The sequence below is a fragment of the Streptomyces zhaozhouensis genome (genome assembly GCF_900230195.1).
Taxonomy (GTDB): Bacteria; Actinomycetota; Actinomycetes; order Streptomycetales; family Streptomycetaceae; genus Streptomyces; species Streptomyces zhaozhouensis.
In genome coordinates this window covers 16,849-34,825 of sequence record NZ_OCNE01000008.1, presented here as the reverse complement: position 1 = coordinate 34,825, position 17,977 = coordinate 16,849, and the positions used below count along the sequence as shown (strand labels likewise).

Annotated in this window: 12 protein-coding genes; 6 read left to right on the top strand and 6 right to left on the bottom strand. The window is 73.9% G+C overall.

The features are described 5' to 3' along the window. Positions 1 to 5: 5 nt before the first annotated feature. The 3 genes from CRP51_RS13240 to CRP51_RS13230 are packed head-to-tail and all read right to left on the bottom strand — an operon-like array spanning position 6 to position 3,063. Positions 6 to 950 carry a carbohydrate ABC transporter permease gene (locus tag CRP51_RS13240; protein WP_097231365.1) on the bottom strand — a complete coding sequence of 315 codons (945 nt, stop codon included), beginning with the start codon at positions 948 to 950 and terminating at the stop codon, positions 6 to 8. After that, a complete protein-coding gene (locus CRP51_RS13235; RefSeq protein ID WP_097231364.1) occupies positions 950 to 2,233 on the bottom strand; it encodes an ABC transporter substrate-binding protein in 1,284 nt (427 codons plus the stop codon). The genes CRP51_RS13240 and CRP51_RS13235 overlap by 1 nt, the downstream gene beginning before the upstream one ends. Further along, on the bottom strand, positions 2,233 to 3,063 hold the full coding sequence (locus CRP51_RS13230) for an IclR family transcriptional regulator (protein ID WP_097231363.1): 831 nt from the start codon (positions 3,061 to 3,063) through the stop codon (positions 2,233 to 2,235). The genes CRP51_RS13235 and CRP51_RS13230 overlap by 1 nt, the downstream gene beginning before the upstream one ends. Positions 3,064 to 3,150: 87 nt before the next feature. Between CRP51_RS13230 and CRP51_RS13225 the strand changes: the two genes are divergently transcribed. The 3 genes from CRP51_RS13225 (at position 3,151) to yicI (ending at position 8,005) form a co-directional block, all read left to right on the top strand. After that, positions 3,151 to 4,323 carry a mandelate racemase/muconate lactonizing enzyme family protein gene (locus CRP51_RS13225; RefSeq protein WP_245880564.1) on the top strand — a complete coding sequence of 391 codons (1,173 nt, stop codon included), beginning with the start codon at positions 3,151 to 3,153 and terminating at the stop codon, positions 4,321 to 4,323. A 7-nt stretch (positions 4,324 to 4,330) separates the two neighbouring features. Further along, positions 4,331 to 5,227 carry a dihydrodipicolinate synthase family protein gene (locus CRP51_RS13220; RefSeq protein ID WP_097231361.1) on the top strand — a complete coding sequence of 299 codons (897 nt, stop codon included), beginning with the start codon at positions 4,331 to 4,333 and terminating at the stop codon, positions 5,225 to 5,227. A 492-nt stretch (positions 5,228 to 5,719) separates the two neighbouring features. Beyond that, positions 5,720 to 8,005 (top strand): alpha-xylosidase, encoded by a 2,286-nt coding sequence (gene yicI, locus CRP51_RS13215; protein WP_097231360.1) that lies wholly within the window; start codon positions 5,720 to 5,722, stop codon positions 8,003 to 8,005. Between the two features lie 97 nt (positions 8,006 to 8,102). Here the strand turns inward: yicI and CRP51_RS13210 are convergent, their stop codons facing one another. The 3 genes from CRP51_RS13210 to CRP51_RS13200 all read right to left on the bottom strand — a co-directional run bounded on the left by CRP51_RS13210 (position 8,103) and on the right by CRP51_RS13200 (position 12,848). After that, entirely contained in the window at positions 8,103 to 9,101 is a 999-nt protein-coding gene (locus tag CRP51_RS13210; RefSeq protein WP_097231359.1) for a phosphotransferase enzyme family protein, read from the bottom strand. Positions 9,102 to 9,258: 157 nt separating this feature from the next. Then, positions 9,259 to 11,058: an ABC transporter ATP-binding protein gene (locus CRP51_RS13205; RefSeq protein ID WP_097231358.1), complete on the bottom strand. Its 1,800-nt coding sequence runs from the start codon at positions 11,056 to 11,058 to the stop codon at positions 9,259 to 9,261. Next, entirely contained in the window at positions 11,055 to 12,848 is a 1,794-nt protein-coding gene (locus CRP51_RS13200; protein WP_097231357.1) for an ABC transporter transmembrane domain-containing protein, read from the bottom strand. Before CRP51_RS13200 ends, CRP51_RS13205 begins: the two co-directional genes overlap by 4 nt. Before the next feature lie 293 nt (positions 12,849 to 13,141). Between CRP51_RS13200 and CRP51_RS13195 the strand changes: the two genes are divergently transcribed. The 3 genes from CRP51_RS13195 to CRP51_RS13185 all read left to right on the top strand — a co-directional run bounded on the left by CRP51_RS13195 (position 13,142) and on the right by CRP51_RS13185 (position 17,920). Beyond that, on the top strand, positions 13,142 to 14,620 hold the full coding sequence (locus CRP51_RS13195) for a glycosyltransferase (protein WP_097231356.1): 1,479 nt from the start codon (positions 13,142 to 13,144) through the stop codon (positions 14,618 to 14,620). A 64-nt stretch (positions 14,621 to 14,684) separates the two neighbouring features. Continuing rightward, a complete protein-coding gene (locus tag CRP51_RS13190) occupies positions 14,685 to 15,866 on the top strand; it encodes a radical SAM protein (protein ID WP_097231355.1) in 1,182 nt (393 codons plus the stop codon). Between the two features lie 20 nt (positions 15,867 to 15,886). Then, a complete protein-coding gene (locus CRP51_RS13185) occupies positions 15,887 to 17,920 on the top strand; it encodes an aminotransferase class I/II-fold pyridoxal phosphate-dependent enzyme (protein WP_097231354.1) in 2,034 nt (677 codons plus the stop codon). Positions 17,921 to 17,977 lie beyond the last annotated feature (57 nt).

Sequence of the window (17,977 nt, the reverse complement as noted above, 5' to 3'; positions counted from 1 at the left end):
CCGGATCAGCCGAACTGGCGGCGCACGGACCGGCCGGCGGCCGTCAGCAGGACGCCGCAGATCGCCATGGTCACGATGCCGAGCGCGGCGGCGGCGCCCATCTCGAAGAACTGGAACGCCTCGTTGTAGATCCGGATGGCGAGCGTCTGGGTGGCCTCGTTGGGCCCCCCGCCGGTGAGCGGGTAGATGAAGTCGAACTCGCGGAAGACGCCGATGCCGGTGATCACGATGGCCAACGTGGCGGCGGGCCGGATGGCGGGCCAGGTCACGTGCGCGAACTGGCGCAGCGGCGAGGCGCCGTCCATCCGGGCGGCCTCGTACAACTCGTTCGGCACCGACTGGAGTTGGGCCAGCAGCACCAGGATGAAGAACGGGTAGTACTTCCAGATCGTCGGCAGGATGACGGCGAACATGGCGGTGTTCTCGTCGACGAGCCAGGCGACGTTGCCGTCGATGATCCCGGCCGAGCGCAGCAGGTGGTTGACCACGCCGTAGGAGGCGTCGAGCATCCAGCTGAACGCGGCGGCCACCACGACGCCGGGCACCGCCCAGGGCAGCAGGACCAGCGGCCGGATGATCCGGCGCCCGGGGAAGGCGCGGTTGAGCAGGAGGGCGAGGCCCAGGCCGAGGGCGAAGGCCGGCAGGACGACGCCCAGGGTGTAGACGATCGACCGCACGATGTCGTCGACCAGTCCCGGATCGGTCAGGATGTCGCCGTAGTTGTCGACCGTGAGCGGGTTCTGCTCCAGGTTGAGCAGGTCGGAGATCTGGCCGCCGCGCAGGCTGAGGTCGATCGCCACATAGAGCGGGTAGGCCATCAGCAGCCCGACGACGGCGAGGGTCGGCGAGAGCGTCAGATAGGCGAAGAGGTCGCGGGCGCGGTGCGCGCGGCGCAACGCCGGGGAGGGCTCGGGGGTGGCGCGCGGGGCGCGCTGCCGTTCGGTGGTCATCAGGACTCCATCGCCGCTTCGAGCTCGTCCTGGAGGTGGGCGGCGATCGAGGCGGTCGGCTCGTCGGTGGTGATCAGGGAGGTGGCGGCGGCCGACACGAGGTCGCTGACCCGGCCGAAGCGCTCCCGGTGGGTCTGGTGCCCGGGGAAGATCGACACGGCCTCGTCCGCGAGCCGCTGGAAGAGCGCCAGCTCCGGGGTCTCCTCCAGGGCCCGCGCGGTGGCCGAGTCCTCCCGGGGGGCGGGGTTGAGGGTCACCTCGGTGTAGCGGCGCTGCCACTCGGGAGAGGAGGCCAGGGCGATGAGGTCCCAGACGGCGTCCGCCTTGCGCCCCTCGATGCCGGCGGGCATGTGGATGCTGTTGGAGACGCCGCCGGGGACGTGGGGGAACGGCGCGCGGGCGACCTTGAGGTGGGGGCGGTGCGCCTCGGAGGCGCCGCTCAGCTCGTTGAGCAGGAACGGTCCGTCCAGCAGCATCGCGATCTTCCCGGTGAGGAACAGTTCGTTGCGCTGCTGCCCCTGGATGCCGCGCGGCGCCTGGGCGAGGGCCCTGCGGTAGAGGTCAAGGCCGGCGATCGCCGCGTCGGAGTCGGCGGTGAAGCCGCCGTCGTCGGTGGAGAGCGTCCCGCCGTTGCCGACGACGAAGGCGGCCAGCTCGGTGTAGTTGTCGGGGTTGGGGGTCGTCGTGGCGCCGAAGCCGTAGACGCCGTCGCCGGTGATCGCCTCGGCGGCGGAGATCAGCTCCTCGGGGGTGGTGGGGACCCCGGCGCCGACGGACTCCAGCAGCCGCTCGTTGTAGTACAGGGTGTAGCCGTAGCCGAGCAGCAGGACGCCGTGGTCCTCGCCGTTCAGCCGCATCTCCTCCTGCAACGGGGTCCAGGTGCGCGGGATGTCGGTGCCGCGCAGCCGGTCCGCCAGCGAGGTGAGCCAGCCCCGGCCGGCGAACTCGGCGGCGTTGCGCGCCGGCAGATGCGTGATCTCGGGGCGGTCGCCGGCGGCGAACCGGATGGTGAGCTGGTCGACGTAGCTGTCGTACGGGATGGAGTAGAAGTCCACCTCGACGTCCGGGTGGGCCTCCTCGAAGGCGGCGATCAGCTCGCGCCACCAGAGCGCGAAGGAGCCCTCGGCGGCCTGCCAGGAGGGGAACTCCAGCACGGTCTTCCCGCCGGCGGACCCCCCGCCCGAACCGCAGCCGGCGAGCGCGGCGCCGGCCGTCGCGGCGAGGCCGAGGGTGAGCACGCGCCGCCGGGACGGGCCGGCGGGGCGCTGCCGGGCCGGCGCCATCAGGCACCGCCGCCGAGGGTGCGGGGCGCGGCGGCCGGCCCGTGGTGCGGGTAGACGGCGGGGCCGGTGTAGCCCAGGGCGGTGCTGACCTCGTCGGCCGTCTCGATCACGCGGCCGGCCAACTCGCCCTCGCGGCGGTCGAGATCGATCGCGGAGAGCGAGCCGGAGATCGACAGCGCGGCGACGACCTCGCCGGCGGCGTCCCGGATGGGCGCGGCCACGCAGGCACGGCCCAGGGCGAGCTCCTCGACCTCCGTGGCGTAACCGCGCTCCAGGACCAGGTCGACCTGCGCGTCCAGCTCCTCGTGGGCGCCGACGGTCCGGGCGGTGAACCTCGGCAGCTCGGGCAGCATCGCGCGGCGCTCCTCGGGGGTGGTGCCCACCAGCAGGCACTTGCCCATGCCGGTGGCGTGCAGGGCGTTGCGCTGCCCGGCGAGCGTCATCGACTTGGGCGCCAGCGCCCCCTCGTAGTTGGCGAGGTAGAAGACGGTGCCCCGGTGCTGCACGGAGACGTTGACGCCGAGCCCGAGCAGCGCGGCGGCCTCCTGGGCGTGACGGCGGGAGGCGCGGTAGACGGGGTGCTGGTTGAGCGCCGAGCCGGCCAGGGTGATCAGCCCGGTGCCGAGCCGGTAGAGCCCGGAGGCGGCGTCGCGCTCCACGTACTCCAGGGCTTCGAGCGTCGCGAGCATCCGGGACGTCGTGGACTGGCCGAGCCCGGCGCGGGTGGCGACGTCGGCGACCCGCAGCGGCTGTCCGTCGTGGAACGCCGCGAGGACGGCGGCGGCGCGTTCGACGCTCTGGTTGGTGCTCGTGCCCTGCTCCCCGGCCACTGTCTGCTCCCCTGCATCCGAAACACTTGCGTTGTGATGTGGATACTGCATTAGGCTATCCGCTCAACGCAAGGGTCCAACCGCAGAATGGATGAGCACATGCAGATCGCCTCGGTCGAGACGTTCGTCCTCAAGGTCTTCCACGACGAGGCGTACCTCGGCGCCCTGCCGGACGGCTCCGAGGTACCGGCCGGCTACCAGGTGCGCGCGCCCTGGCGCAGCCTCTACTCGCGGCGGTTCGAGACCCTGCTGGTCAAGGTGGTCGCCGAGGACGGCACCGCGGGCTGGGGCGAGGCGCTGGCGCCGGTCGCCCCCGAGGTGCCGGCGGCCGTCGTCGACCTGCTGCTCGCCCCGGTGCTGCGCGGCCGCGACGCCCTGGCGCCGCGCTCGAACTGGGTGGCGCTGCGGGACCTGATGCGCGAGCGCGGGCATCTCGTGGGCCACCAGGCGGACGCGCTGGCCGCCGTCGACATCGCGCTGTGGGACCTGGCCGGCCGGCTGCGCGGCGCGCCCGTCGCGGCGCTGCTCGGCGGGGCGTTCCGGGACCGGCTGCCCACCTATGTCTCGGGGCTGCCCCGCACCACCGACGCGGAGCGCGGCGAGCTGGCCGCCGACTGGGCGGCCCGGGGCGCGCGCGGCGTCAAGCTGCACCTGGGCCACGGGGTGGACGCCGACCTCGCCACGGTGGACGCCGTCCGGGCCGCCGCGCCCGCGCTGCGGGTCGCCGTCGACGCGCACTGGGCGTACGGTCCCGCCGAGGCGCGGCGGCTGGCGGCGGGGCTGGCCGAGCGCGGCTGCTGGTTCCTGGAGGCGCCGCTGGCGCCCGAGGACGAGGACGGCCACGTCCGGCTCGGCGCACGGTCGCCGCTGCCGCTGGCGGTGGGCGAGACGCTGCGCAACCGCTGGGAGTTCGCCCGCTGGCTGCGTGCCGGCGCGCTGGAGATCGCCCAGCCGGACGTGGCCCGCACCGGCATCACGGAGGCGATGGCGATCGGCGAGCTGTGCGCGGCCGCCCACGTCCCCGTGGCGCCGCACCACTCCGTCGGGCTCGGCGTCGCGCTCGCCGCCGGGCTGCACGTGGGCGCGGCCGTCGAGGAGCTGCTGGTCTTCGAGTACCAGCCCACCTCGACCGAGGTCGGCCAGCGCGTGCTGCGGACCCCGTTGGAGGTCCGCCCCGACCACTTCCCCCTACCCGCCGGGCCCGGTCTCGGCGTGGACGTCGACGAGCAGGTCGTGCGCGACCTCGCCGGAAAGGACTGATCACCCCATGCCCCTCGTCCACGGGCTCGCGCCGATCCTGGCCACGCCCTTCGCCTCGGACGGCTCCCTCGACCTCCCCTCGCTGCGCCGCGTCGTCGAGTTCAACCTCGCCAGCGGCGTCGACGGGCTGGCCGTCTCCGGGATGGCCAGCGAGACCTTCGCGCTGACCGCCGAGGAACGCGCCCGCGTGCTGCGCGAGGTCGTCGACGTCGCGGCCGGCGCCGTCCCGGTGGTGGCCGGGGTCAACGCGACCTCCACGGTCACCGCCGTGGAGCAGGCGCGGGCCGCCGCCGAGGACGGCGCCGCCGCGCTGATGGTGCTGCCGCCGTACATGGTCAAGCCGACGCCCGCGCAGCTGGTCGCGTTCTACGAGGAGGTCGCCGCCGCGACCCCGTGCGAGGTGATGGTCCAGGACGCGCCCGGGGTGACCGGAGTGGCCATGACCCCGGCGACGCTGGCGCGGCTGGCCGAGGTGCCGGGCGTCACCTCGGTCAAGGTCGAGGCGCCCCCGACGCCGCCGAAGGTGACCGCCGTGGTGGAGGCGGCGGGCGGCGAGGGGTTCGCGGTGCTCGGCGGCCAGAACGCGCAGTTCTGTCTCGACGAGTACGCCAGGGGCGCGATCGGCACCATGCCGGCCTGCGAGTTCCCCGACCTGCTGCGCCCGGTGCTCGACGACTGGGCCGCCGGCGAACGCGCGCGGGCCAGGGAGGGTTTCGCCCGGCTGCTGCCGCTGATCCTGCACGGGCTCCAGCAGGGCTGGGCCTGGGCGATACACAAGGAGGTGCTCGTCGCCCGCAAGCTCATCGCCGACGCCACGGTCCGCTCCCCCGCCCGTCCGCTCGACGCGCCGACCCGCACCGCCCTGCGCGAGGTGCTCGCGCCCCTGGGGATCGCCGTCGGCTGACGCGCGCCGGCGCCCCGCCGCGTGAGGGGGTGGACCCGAGGAGGGGTCCACCCCCTCACGCGCGCCCACGCGCTCTTGACAATTCCGCACCGGCGACCCCGACTTTCCGAATTCCGCGAACGAGGCCGAAAAAAGAACCGCGCATGACCACGCGGTTCCCGGCGAGTTACCCGGGTGAGAGAACCGCATTCCGCGCCCGGCCGTTATTTCCGTCGCGCGCCTCTCCCGTGCGCCGATGTCCGACACCGCAGGAAACCACTGCAAACACGCCGCTCATGGCGATACGCGAAGAACTCCGGCGCGGCCGAACCCTGGGTGACCTGGCCCGCGTTGCCGGACACCCGCTTCTCAGCGGGGCGGACAGGAGATATGGTCAACGCCACGCGCCGCCAGAAAGGCGCTTCCGCCGTCCCGAAATAATCCTTCGACTTATCCAGGGAACGGCCTCGCGGCTCTTCCCTGATTCGCCTGCTCCGATGAGAAGGAGAACTCGTGAAGAACTCAGACGGCCACTGGCTGCTCCGCGAGCGCGCCGAAGACGTGTACGCGACCGAGGTCGCCGAGGCCGTGGTCGAGGACGACCGGCTGACGCTGTACTCCGCCGTCCAGCACGTCGGCAGCCGGGACAACACCATCGACTCCGCGCTGCTCACGGTGGAGTGCTCCTCCCCCGCCGAGGGCGTGATCGCCGTGCGGATGACGCATCACGCCGGGCGCCTCCCGCGCGGTCCCGAGTTCGCGCTCGCCGAGCGGCCCGACCACGCGCCCAAGACCCGGCGCGACGGCGCGCTGGTCGAGCTGAGCAGCGGCTCCTTAGATCTGCGGGTCGACACCTCGGGGCCGTGGCGGCTGGAGTTCACCTCCGGGGACCGGAGGCTGACCACGGCCGAGGGGCCCGGCACCGGCTTCACCCTGGTCGGCGGGGAGCGCCACTACTCGGTGGCGCAACTGTCGTTGGGTGTCGGCGAGTTGGTGTACGGGCTCGGGGAGCGCTTCACGCCGTTCACCAGGAACGGGCAGTCGGTGGAGGTCTGGCAGGCGGACGGCGGGACGGCCACCGACCAGGCGTACAAGAACGTGCCGTTCTATCTCACCAACCGGGGCTACGGCGTCTTCGTCAACCACCCCGGGCAGGTCCGGTACGAGGTGGGCTCCCAGGACGTGGGCCAGGTGCGGTTCTCCGTGGCGGACCAGACGCTGGAGTACCTGGTCATCCACGGCCCGACGCCGAAGGAGATCCTGGACCGCTACACCGCGCTGACCGGGCGCCCGGCGCTCCCGCCGGCGTGGTCGTTCGGGCTGTGGCTCTCCACCTCGTTCACCACCGACTACGACGAGGCCACCGTCACCCGCTTCGTGCGCGGGATGGCCGAACGCGACATCCCGCTGGGGGTCTTCCACTTCGACTGCTTCTGGATGAAGGCGTACCAGTGGTGCGACTTCACCTGGGACCCGGACGTCTTCCCGGACCCGGAGGGGATGCTGGGCCGGCTCAGGGAGCAGGGCCTGCGGATCTCGGTGTGGATCAACCCGTACATCGGCCAGAAGTCCCCGCTCTTCGCGGAGGCGATGCGCGCGGGGTACCTGGTCCGCCGGCCCAACGGCGACGTGTGGCAGTGGGACATGTGGCAGGCGGGCATGGGGCTGGTGGACTTCACCAACCCCGAGGCCAGGGAGTGGTTCGCCGGGAAGCTGCGGGCGCTGACCGAACAGGGCGTGGACGCCTTCAAGACCGACTTCGGCGAGCGGGTCCCGACCGACGTGGTGTGGCACGACGGCTCCGACCCCGAGCGGATGCACAACTACTACACCCAGCTGTACAACCAGGTCGTCTTCGACGTCCTCGCCGAGGCGCGCGGCGCCGGTGAGGCGGTGCTCTTCGCGCGCTGCGCCACCGCCGGCGGCCAGCAGTTCCCCGTGCACTGGGGCGGTGACTGCGACTCGACGTTCTCCGCGATGGCCGAGTCGCTGCGCGGCGGGCTCTCGCTGGGGCTGTCCGGCTTCGGCTTCTGGAGCCACGACATCGGCGGCTTCCAGAACACCCCGCACCGCGCCGTCTTCAAGCGGTGGGTGCAGTTCGGGCTGCTGTCCTCGCACAGCCGACTGCACGGCGCGGGCACCTACCGGGTGCCGTGGGACTACGGCGACGAGGCGGTCGAGGTCACCCGGGACTTCACCCGGCTCAAGCACCGGCTGATGCCCTATCTCTACCGGGCCGCCCGGCAGGCCGCCGCGCAGGGCACCCCGATGATGCGGGCGATGGTGCTGGAGTTCCCCGACGACCCGGCCTGCGGCACGCTGGACCGGCAGTACATGCTCGGCGACGACCTGCTGGTCGCCCCCGTCTTCTCCGAGGACGGCACCGTCGAGTACTACCTGCCGGCCGGCACCTGGACGCACCTGCTGACCGGCCGCCAGGTCCAGGGCCCCGGGTGGCGGCGGGAACGGTACGGCTTCGAGAGCCTCCCGCTCTTCGCCCGCCCCGGCTCCGTCGTCCCGTTCGGCGGCCGGGACGACTCCCCGGTCTACGACTGGGCCGACGGCGTGACCCTGCGCGTCCACGCCCCGGCCGAAGGCGAGACCGTCGTGACCCGCGTCCCAGGCCGGCGGGAGGGCGAGCCGGAGGCGGTCTTCCACACCACCCGCGAGGGCGGAACGGTCACCGTCCGTGCCGTGCGCGCGCCGGGCACCTGGCACGCGCTGCTGGCCGGCCCCGACGGCTACGGCGCGCCGGTGACCGCCGCCGACGGGGCGGTCACGCTGACGCCGGCCCGCTGACCCTCGCCCCCCGGGGTCCGGCCGCGCGGTGCCGCCGCGCGGTCGGACCCCGGGAACGCGTCAAAGGGCGCGTCGGGGGCCGTGTCAGGGGGGCGTGTCAGGGGGTGCCGTCGACCGCCTCGACGAGTCGGGAGAGCGTCTCGGAACGCGGCATGTCCGGCAGGAAGGCGGGCACCTGCGCGTCGGCGAACGCGCGCTGCCGCGCGCCCAGTTCGGGGTTGACGGCGTCACGCGCCTGCACATACAGGAAGTTGAGGGTGCCGGCGAGGAACGCGGAGAACGAGTCCAGGTCGCGCACCCGTCCCGGACCGCCGGCGTCCCGGTAGGCGCGCCACAGCCGGCGGGCGGCCTCGGCGCGCGGACGCTGCCGGCCCGACCACATGTAGAGCACGCTCGCCAGCTCGCGTTCGGCGGTGGTCGGCCCGGTGTCGTCCCAGTCCAGCAGCACCGGGCCGCGCGCGTCCCGCAGCACGTTCTGCGGCTGGAGGTCGCGGTGGGAGACCAGCAGCTGGTCGTCGGCGGCCGGCGCGATGTGCGGGGAGAGGGCGGCGACGGAGCTCTCGTGGAACGCGGCGAGGTCCCCGGCCCAGGGGGCACCGGCGGCGCGCGCGTCGGCCAGCAGTCGCGTCCAGTCGTCGGCCCCGGGGGCGCGCTGGTACCAGTCGTCGGGGGCCTCACGGGCCGCCACCCCCGCCAGGTGGATCCGGGCCAGGGTGGCGCCCACCCAGTCCAGGACGTCGGGGGCGGTGGGCTCGACCGGGACGCCCTCGACCCACTCGTAGAGCTTCACGTGGCCGGGGCCGAACTCCGCGGGCAGCGCCGGGGTGTGGCTCCCGTCGCGGCTGGCCAGGAAGCGGGGCGCCGGGACGCCGCGCGCCACGGCGGCGTCCCGGAGCGCCGCCTCGTCGCGCACCTGCCCGGCGTCGAAACCGAAGAGCAGCTCCTTGACCGCCCAGTCGGCCCCCTCCCCCTCCCCCGACAGCCGCCACACCCGCCCCGTCGCGCCGCGCGCGACGGGGCGCAACGTCCAGGGCCCCGGACCGAGTCCGTAGAGGGCCGCGAGATGGTCGGCGGACTCCGCGATGCTCACACGCATGGCCGTGACTCCCCTTTTCTGTGGAACGGGCTCGGTGGAACGGGCTGTTCCGGAACGGGCTGTGCCGGAACGGGCTCGGCGCGACGGACGCGACGGACGCGACGGACGTGAAGGACGCGCGCGGTGGACGGGCGGGGCCCGGGGCCTCGGGGGGCGCTCATCGCGCGCCGGGGCGCGCGGTGTCGCGGCGCGCGTCGTGCGGCGCGCCGTGCCAGGAGCGCCAGAGCGCCGCGTAGGCGCCGCCGGCGGCCATCCGCTCGGCGTGGGTGCCGAGTTCGACCACCCGGCCGTTCTCCATCAGCACCACCCGGTCCGCGTCGTGGGCGGTGTGCAGGCGGTGCGCGATGGCGATGACGGTGCGGCCCTCCAGGACGGCGGCGAGGGCGCGTTCGGTGTGGCGCGCGGTGCGCGGGTCGAGCAGCGCCGTGGCCTCGTCGAGGATCACGGTGTGCGGGTCGGCCAGCACCACGCGCGCCAGGGCCAGTTGCTGGGCCTGCGCGGTGTCGGCGCGATGGCCGCCGGCGCCCAGCACGGTGTCCAGGCCCCGCGGCAGCTCCCGGACCCAGTCGGCGCCGACGGCGGCCAGGGCCGCGTGCAGCCGGCCGTCGTCGGCGGACTCGGCGGCGATCCGCAGATTGTCCCGGACGGTGCCCAGGAAGACGTGGTGTTCCTGGGTGACGAGCACGACCTGGCGCCGCAGCCGGGCGGGGTCCAGCGCCGCGATCGGCACCCCGCCCACGGCGACGGTGCCGGAGCGGGGGGCGTCGATGCCGGCCAGCAGGCGGCCGAGCGTCGACTTCCCCGCGCCGGACCGGCCGACGACCGCCAGCCGTTCGCCGGGCCGCACCGCGAGGTCGACGCCGTGCAGCACGTCGGCGCCGCCGTCGTAGGCGAAGCGCGCGTCGGCCACCTCGATCCGGTCGTCGGCGGGCACCGGCGACGCGCCCCGCCGCCGGGGCGGGAGAGCACCGACGCCCTCGACCCTGGCGAACGAGGCGCCGCTGCTCTGCAACTGCTCCAGGCGTTGCAGGATCACGTCCAACGGCTGGGCCAGCTGCCGCAGATAGAGGGCGACGGCGACCACGGAGCCCAGGCTCACCGCGCCGTGCTCGTGCAGCGCGCCGCCGAGCAGCAGCACCCCGGCGACGGGCAGGACATAGGAGACGTCGACGGCGGGGAAGAGCACGCTGCGCAGGAAGAGCGTGCGTTCCCTGGTGCCCCGGCTCGTCGCGACCGCCTCCCGGCAGACGTCCAGGCGCCGCCGTCGCAGGGACAGCGCCTCGACGGTGCGAGCGCCCCCGACGGTGGCGGACAACTGCTCCGCCAGCGCGGAGGTCGCCGCGCCCTCGGCGAGGTAGGCGGCCCGCGCCCGGCGCAGGTACCAGCGCACGGCGAACCAGATCCCGGCGAGCCCGGCCACCCCGATCAGGCCGAGCAGCGGGTGGACGAGGAAGACCGCGACCAGCACGAGCAGCGCCTGGGTCGCCGCGAGGAACATCTCGGGGCCGATGTCGCGCAGGGTGTGGCCGACCGCCGCGACGTCGGTCGTGCCGCGCGTCGTCAGGTCGCCCACGCCGGCGCGTTCGACGGCGGAGGCGGGAAGCGCGAGGACCCGTTCGACGAAGCGCTCCCTGACGCGCGCGGAGGCGCGTTCGCCGAACCGGTGCCCGAGGTGGCGCGCCTGACGGGCCAGGACGATCTGCGCCAGCGCGAAGACCGGCATGGCCAGCGCGAGCCGTTCGACGCCGGCCGGCCCGGCCCCCGAGTCGACCTCGTCGACGATGCGACCGAGCAGCCAGGGGCCGGCGAGGCCGGCGACGGCGGCCAGCGCGTTGAGCACGATCGCGGCGGTGAACGCGGCGCGGTCGCCGCGGATCAGCGCGACGGCGGCGCGGCGCACCTCGGGCGGCGGTGCGACGGGCAGTTGGCCGTCGTGCGGCTCCCCGGAGGCGGTCATCGGACGGTCTCCGGCGTGGCCGGGGCTTGGGCGGCCGCGTCGCGGGGGGCGTCCGCCTCGCGGGGGGCGTCCGCCTCGCGGGCGACGAGCCGGCGGTAGTCGGGGTGCTCGGCGAGCAGGCCGCGGTGGTCGCCGGTGGCCACGACCCGGCCGGCCACGAGGAAGTGCACGGTGTCCGCCCGGTCGAGCAGCAGCGGCGAGGAGGTGGTGACGGCGGTGGTGCGGCCCGCGCGGGCGGCGCGCAGCCCGTCGGCGAGCGCCGCCTCGGTGTGCGCGTCGACCGCCGAGGTGGGCTCGACGGCAAGCAGCACCTCGGGGTCGGCACGCAGCGCCCGCGCCAGCCGGAGACGCTGCCGCTGGCCGCCGGAGAGGTTGCGGCCCTGGGCCTCGATCCGGGAGTCCAGACCGTGGGGCAGCGCGTCCACGATGTCCCGGGCCATGGCCGCGGCGAGGGCGGCGGACACCGCCGCCGGGTCCGCGTCCCGGGCGCCGGCGACGACGTCGCGCAGCGTTCCGGCGAAGAGGTCGGCCTCGTTGTCGGCGAGGAGGATCCGCGCCCTGACCCGCTCCGGCGCGAGCGCGTCGAGGCGGACACCGCCCCAGGTGGCGGCCGAGCCGGTGAACCGGCCCAGGCGTTCGACGACCGCGGCCGACTCCGCGGGGCGGGCGCTGACCAGCGCGGTCAGCGCGCCGGGCGCCAGGGTGACGCCGGAGTCCGGGTCGTGCAGGACGGCGGGCCCGGCGGGCGGCTCGGCGGCCGGCGCCTCGGCGCGGCCGGCGGGCGCCGGCCCGTCCGGGGCCAGCCGCAGGAAGCGCACGACCCGGCCGACCGCGACGAGGCCGCGCGCGTAGTCGTGGCCGACGTCGATCAGCGAGGAGACCGGCACCACCAGGACGGCGGCGTAGCCGTAGACGGCCACCAACTCGCCGACGGTGATGTCCCCCTGGGCCGCCATCCGCGCGGCGAGCCACATCACGACGGCGAGGAAGAGCGTGGGCAGGCCCACGCCGAGTGCCCCGATCCAGCTGGTCACCGCGCCGACGCGGTATCCCTCCTCGCGCAGCGCGCGCGAGGACTCGCGGTAGCGGGAGGCGAAGACCGCCTTGCCCCCGAGGCCGTTGAGGACGCGCAGCCCTCCGACGAGGTCCCCGATCCGCGCGGCGAGCGCGCCCTGTCCTTCCCGGTATGTCGCCTCGACGGCCTGGAGCCGCCGCAGCAGCGGGCCGACCAGCGCGCCCAGCAGGGGCACGCAGAGCAGGACGACGGCGGCCAGCGGCGGCGAGACGGTCCACATCAGCCCGGCGACCACCGCGTACGCGCAGACGGCGCCGATCGCGGGTCCGATGACCGCCAGCACGGTGGCGATCACGCCGGCGTCGCCGAAGCCGATGGTGACGGCCTCGCCGACGGTGACCCGGCGCGGCAGGGCCGCGCCGAGGCGCATCGCGTGGGCGACGACGGCGTGCACGGTGCGGTAGATGGCGTCCATGCGGATACGGGTCATCGTGCGGTGGCGGAGGACGCCCAGCCACGCGTTGAGCACGCCGACGCCCAGCAGGGCGGCGACCCAGCCGAGCAGCGCGCCGGAGGTCGCGGAGTCCCCGTCGCCGAGTCCGTCGTCGATGGTGCGCGCCAGCAGGTAGGGCATCAGCGCCAGGCCGACCATCTGGCCGCTGACCAGGACCGTGTCGAGGGCGACGCGGCGCCGCTGGCGGGCGGTCATCCACAGGAGATAGCGCTTCGGGCCGCGGGAGTCGGGGATCTCAAGATTCAGCTGCGAATCCACCATTCGCGTCACCATAGATCATGCCGGAGCGGCGTGTCAGCAGCCGTTTATCGCACCTTCAGGACGCCCTGAACTCACTGCGGTAATTGTTCGTTCATCGCGCGGTAACTGGGCGACCTTTTCCGGGCGCTTCGCGCACCTGCCGGGCAAAACATATGGGAGAACAAGGGTTTGGCATCCACGCAGGTGGGACGCCTCCCGCCATACCGACCGCGGCCACGGCCAAACCGGACGAAATGAGCAATCCGGCGGAATCTGAGGGGGCGTCATGGCGCCCTTGACCGAGTGGCAACTAGATGCCTACGCTTCTTTTCGCCTTTGGGCTGTTCGATGCCCGCCTACTTCACACAGGAAGCTGTGTCCTCGTGACCGACGTTTCTGTTGTGGTACCCGCGCACAATCGACCGAAAGAACTCCTCAGAACTCTTCGGAGCCTCACCCGACAGACGCTCCCCACCACCGACTTCGAGGTAATCGTCGTCGACGACGGATCTCGTGAGGACGCCCGCGCACTTGTCCGGAAATCGGCGGCAGCACTGTCCTCGCTCAATCTCCAGGTGGTCAGGAACGAAAAGGCGGTGGGCGCCTCCGGGGCCAGAAACCAGGGAGCCCGATTAGCCGCCGCGGAGCTCCTCGTCTTCCTCGACGTCGACTGTCTCGCCCATCCCGACATGCTGGCCGTCCATCTCGCGACACAGCGCGAGCGGCGGGTGGCGGCCTCCGGTTACACCCACGGCAGGGAGCTCACGCCGGAGACCTGGGAGCTGCGGATCGGCGGCGAATGGAACTGGGAGTCGGCGCCCGAGGTCTTCGCGAAGGCCGCCACGGTCGGCCTGCTGCACGACCCGCTGACGGAGCTGCTCGCCGAGCCCAGGAGCAGCGACTGGGCGTTCTTCTGGACCTGCAACGTCAGCGTCCCGCGCGACGCGTTCGAGGCGGTCGGCGGCTTCGACGAGGACTTCGACGTCAAGGGCGTCGAGGACGTCGAGCTGGGGCTGCGCCTGTCGCTGGCCGGGCTGCCGACCGTCTTCCTGCCGGACTCCCGCGCGCTGCACCAGCCGCATCCCCGCGACCGGCACACCGAGTTGCTGCGGGACCGGCGCAACGACCTCGTCCTGCTCCGCCGCCACCCCACGCTGGAGGTGGAGGCCGTGTGCAGCTTCGACATCGTGAACGCCCGCGCGGCGCTGCCCGCGTTGACGCGGTTCCGCGACCGTCTCGCCCCCGAGGCCGTCGACACGGCGCACCTGTCCGCGCTGCCGCGGACCACCGAGGCGCTGGCCGGCGCGGAGACCACCCTGCTGATCGGCGCCGCCGACGCCTGGCCCCCGTCCCTGCCCGCGCCGACGCTGACCGTCGGCCCGACGGCCGACGAGGTCGAGGGCCGGTCCTACCGGCTGCTCGGGACGCGGCTGCCGTTCGAGGACGGGCAGGCGGACGTGGCCGTCCTCACCGACTACTGGCGGGCGCTGCCCGAGGCCACCGCGTGCCGGGTGATCGCCGAGGCGCTGCGCTGCGCGCGCCGCGTCATCGTCCTGAGCGACGCGGCCACCGCGCCGCCCGCCGTGCCGGACCCGGAGCTGGCGGCGGCCCTTGAGGGGGCCGGCAGCCCCTTCTGGACGCACACGGTCGCGCTGCGCCGCGAGTTCCACCAGTTCCGTTTCACCGCGCTGGACAGACCGGCGGGCGGGTCGAACGCCGCCGGCGCGAGCCGTGCGTTCACGGTGGAGCCGGCCGCGTGGCCGCTCACCCACCTCTCTGACATCACGTACTAGCCGGCGCCCGCACGCGGCAGCCGGTGCGACAATTCCGCGCCACAACGACGGTCGGGGACCAGCCATGCTCACCCGCGAAGAAAACCGTGTCCTGAACCTCAGGGAATTCGAGGAGGGACGTGCCAGGCTCCGCAGCCGACCGCGCGCGCTCTTCGTCGAACTCACGGAGAACTGCAACTTCTCCTGCCCGATGTGCCGCTCAGGCGGCCCGTTCGACCGCTCCAAGAACATGAGCTTCGAGCTGTTCGAGGAGATCGCCGAGGAACTGTTCCCGACGGCGGAGATCGTGGATCTCCGCGGCTGGGGCGAAAGCACCATCCTCAAGCGTTTTCCCGAGTTCGTCGACAGAACGCTGAGTTACGGCTGCCGCGTGCGGATCGTGACGAACCTGTCCGTGCCGAACGAGGAGATGTGGCGGCATCTGGTGCGCAACCGGGCGCTGATCGCCGTCTCGTTCGACGCGGGCGAGGAGAAGACCTTCGAGACCCTCCGCAGCGGCGCCAAGTTCAAGACGATCGTCCGGAACCTCGAAATACTGGCGGACGAGGGACGCGCCAGCGGGGTCGGCACGGACAACGTTCACCTCAACGTGGTCGTGCAGGCCGCCGCTTTGGAGGAGCTGAGCCAGATCGTCACGCTGGCCGGGCGGCTCGGATTCCGCGTCCATCTCAATCCCGTGACGCTGGGCCATGACGACCCGGACAACCTCCGCTTCCACCGGGACCGGCTCGCCGCCTCCCTCGCGGAGACGGCGCGGGTCGCCGAGGAGACGGGGACCGAGGTGCGGATCGACGCGGCGCTCGACGAGGAGTGGGCGCTCACCGAGCACACCGCCAAGACCTGCACGCACCCGTGGATGTACTGCTACGTCAACTACGCGGGCCGGGTGGGCTTCTGCGACCATCTCATCGGCCAGCCGGGCGAGAGCTACCTGCTGGGCGACCTCAGGACCGCGTCGTTCGAGGAGATCTGGAACGGCCCCTCCTACCAGGACCTGCGCGCCGAGCACGCGGCCTGGGAGAAGGGTCTTTCGAAACGATTCGAAGAGTGCAACTGGTGCTACCGCAACAGGTATGTGGACTTCGACGCCGAGACCCATCCCGGCTACGCGGAGCACACGGTGCGGCTGACGCCGGCGAACTGCCCCGCCGTCACCGGTGAGGGCACGCCGCGACCGCCCTCCCCGGGCGCGACGCGGCCCTCCCTGCCGCTGACCGTGGTCTCGCACCCGCCTCACCAGTCCTGATCCAGGAGAGGGAGTCACCCGTGCCTGTCGAAGGAAGTACCGCCCCGCACACCGGCGCCGCCTGGCCCGAGTGGCCGGAGACGGACGAACGGTCGGTGCGCGCGCTGGCCCGGCCGCTGCTCAGCGGCCGGCTCGCGGTGAGCGGCGCCCGCAGCGTCTGGTCCTCGGACAACGAACGGGCGGCCCGCGCGCTGGCCGACCTGTCCGGGCGCGCGCACGCCGTGCTGACGACCAACGGTTCCAGCGCCATCGTCGTCGCGCTGCACGCGCTCGGCATCGGTCCGGGCGACACCGTGGCGATGCCCGCCACCACGTGGGTGAGCTGCGCGACGGCCGTCTTCCGGGTGGGCGCCCGCCCCGTCTACTTCGACGCGGCCGAGGACTCCCCCTGCGGCGACCCGGCCGGGCTCGCCGCCGCCCCGAGCGCCGTGCTGGGCATCCATCTCTATGCCCAGGCGTTCGACGTGGCCCGCGCCAGGGCCGCCTGGCCCGGCGTGCCGATCATCGAGGACGTGTCGCACAGCCAGTTCGGCACGGACGCGCACGGGCGACGCCTCGGCGGGCTCGGTGACGTCTCGATCATGAGCCTCCAGGCCACGAAGATCATCACCTGCGCGGAGGGCGGCGCGGTCCTCACCGACGATCCGGGGATCGCCGCGCGACTGGACTCGCTGGTGATGGACTCGCGCCGGCGGACCCGGCTGCCCGAGCCGGAGGCGGCCAACGAGTTGGAGCCGGCGTATCTGCTCCACGGCGCCAACCACGCGCTGCCGGAGACCTCCGCGGCGCTGCTGCTCGACCAGCTGGCCAGGTTCCCGCGCCAGGCGGCGCTCCGCGCGGAACGGGCGGCGCTCTTCCGTGCGCTGATGACGGACCGGGGCTGGGAGGTCGCGGCGGACGAGGGGGTGCTGGGCGGCGGCACGTTCTACGGGCTGGCGCTGCGCGTCCCCGACGGGCGCCCGCCACAGGACGTGCTCCGGGAGGCGCACGCCCGCACGGGCGCGACGCTGGACCGCGTCTACCCGCCGGTCCCCGAGGGGCCGCTCTACCGGCCGGCCACGGTGAAGCAGTACGCGGAGCTCGCGCGCGACACCGCGCCCTGCGTCCCGCACTCCCGGGCGTGGCACGCGACCGGTGTCGTGGTGCCGCACCAGCTCTTCCTCGCCGCGCCGGAGCGGGTGGAGCGGCTGGCCGCCGCGCTGGGCCGGCCCACGACGGCGCGGGAGTGGCCGCTCCCGGCGGCGGGGGGCGCCGCCGCCTCGGAGTCGGCGCCCCCCGTGATCGACGTCGTCGTCATCACCCGGGGCACCCGCCCCACCCTTGACGCCGCGTTGAACAGCGTCGCCAAGCAGGACGTGACCGCCGGGATCCGCACCACCCTCTGGCTCGACGGCACGGCGCCCGTGCCCGACGTCCCGGCGGCGCTCGACGCGCGGGTGGTCCGCGTCGACCGGGGCGACGCCGCGTGGGAGGACCCGTTCGACCGCATCGCGGCCCTGCGCGACCTGGCGACGCGCGGGACGACGGGCGACTTCGTGGCGTTCCTCGACGACGACAACGAGTGGGAGGAGGACCATCTGTCGAGCCTGCTCGACCTGGCGGTCGGCACGGGCAGTCCCGCCGTGCACTCCTGGCGCACCCTCGTCGACGCCGAGGGCCGGCCGACGCCGGTGACCCGCTTCCCCTGGCTGCCGCCCGGCCCCGACTCGGAGCGGCGCTTCCGGGAGCTGTGCGCGGCGGGCGTCATGGGCGAGGACCCGGTGATCCGCGACGGCCTCACGTTCGCACTGCCCGACGGCGGCGGGGGGATGGTCGACATGGGCGAGTGGCTCTTCGAGCGCCGGCTGCTCGGTCAACTCGCCTTCCGCCGCCCCCGCAGCCGGCGGGAGATCGCCGAACGCCTCGGCGAGGACGACATCCTGCTGGAGCAGTTGGTGGCGCTGGACGTGCCGGTCCGCTGCACGCGGCAGCCCACGCTGCGGTACCGGCTGGGCGGCATGTCCAACAGCGAGTACGGCGACGCCCCGCCGCCCGTCCCCGACGCCCCGCGTTAGGCCCCGACGCCCCGCGTCGGGCCCCGCGTCCTGCGGGCCCGTGCGACACCGGCGGCC

Excerpts from the sequence above, each read along its gene's own strand:
- CRP51_RS13240 (WP_097231365.1), bottom strand. The coding sequence starts at position 950 with ATGACCACCGAACGGCAGCGCGCCCCGCGCGCCACCCCCGAGCCCTCC.
- CRP51_RS13235 (WP_097231364.1), bottom strand. The coding sequence starts at position 2,233 with ATGGCGCCGGCCCGGCAGCGCCCCGCCGGCCCGTCCCGGCGGCGCGTG.
- CRP51_RS13225 (WP_245880564.1), top strand. The coding sequence starts at position 3,151 with ATGGATGAGCACATGCAGATCGCCTCGGTCGAGACGTTCGTCCTCAAG.
- CRP51_RS13220 (WP_097231361.1), top strand. The coding sequence starts at position 4,331 with ATGCCCCTCGTCCACGGGCTCGCGCCGATCCTGGCCACGCCCTTCGCC.
- CRP51_RS13210 (WP_097231359.1), bottom strand. The coding sequence starts at position 9,101 with ATGCGTGTGAGCATCGCGGAGTCCGCCGACCATCTCGCGGCCCTCTAC.
- CRP51_RS13205 (WP_097231358.1), bottom strand. The coding sequence starts at position 11,058 with ATGACCGCCTCCGGGGAGCCGCACGACGGCCAACTGCCCGTCGCACCG.
- CRP51_RS13200 (WP_097231357.1), bottom strand. The coding sequence starts at position 12,848 with ATGGTGGATTCGCAGCTGAATCTTGAGATCCCCGACTCCCGCGGCCCG.
- CRP51_RS13195 (WP_097231356.1), top strand. The coding sequence starts at position 13,142 with ATGCCTACGCTTCTTTTCGCCTTTGGGCTGTTCGATGCCCGCCTACTT.
- CRP51_RS13190 (WP_097231355.1), top strand. The coding sequence starts at position 14,685 with ATGCTCACCCGCGAAGAAAACCGTGTCCTGAACCTCAGGGAATTCGAG.